Genomic DNA, 567 nt, shown 5'->3' on the forward strand with positions numbered 1-567 from the left:
TCGCCGATCTGGACGACCTGTTGGTGGCGGCGCTGGAACGGACCAGCGGAGCCCGTATCGACCGCTACCGCGCCGAACTGTCCGGCCTCGACCGGGCCGTACCCATGATCGCGCGGCTGCGCGAGCTGTACGACGAGGACAGCCGCACCGGGCACATCGCCGCCGTCCAGGAACTGTACGCCGGGGCACGTCCCGGAACGCGGCTGGCCGCCCAACTGGCCCTGGAGACAACGAAATGGGAGAACCTGGCCGAGGAACAGCTCACGGTCCTCCTGCGCGGCAAACCCCTGGCGTCCGTGGTCCGGGTGCGGGTCCTGGCCGGGGCGGCGGTGGCCTTCTACCTCGGCATGGAGACCCTCACCCACCTCGACGGCGACCGCTCCCGGCCGGAGACCCTGTTCGCCCAGGGGGCCCGCCTCGCCGCGATCTTCGACCGGGTGCCCCGTGTGAAGCGACGGGTCCGCAGGGTGAGATGAGCGAAGAGGGCCCCTGAATCGTGTCACCGGTCGGGGGGTGCAGGGACTCGCGCGACCGACAGGGGGCAGCCGGGTGCGCTGCCGGTGCGCC

1 protein-coding gene is annotated in these 567 nt (G+C 72.1%); it reads left to right on the top strand.

The window, feature by feature from the left end:
* Positions 1–476: TetR family transcriptional regulator (locus CCN37_RS38520; protein ID WP_143262094.1), on the top strand; the 476-nt coding region annotated here is incomplete at its 5' end.
* Between the last annotated feature and the right edge of the window lie 91 nt (positions 477–567).

The organism is Allokutzneria sp. NRRL B-24872, from assembly GCF_002155965.1.
GTDB lineage: Bacteria > Actinomycetota > Actinomycetes > Mycobacteriales > Pseudonocardiaceae > Allokutzneria.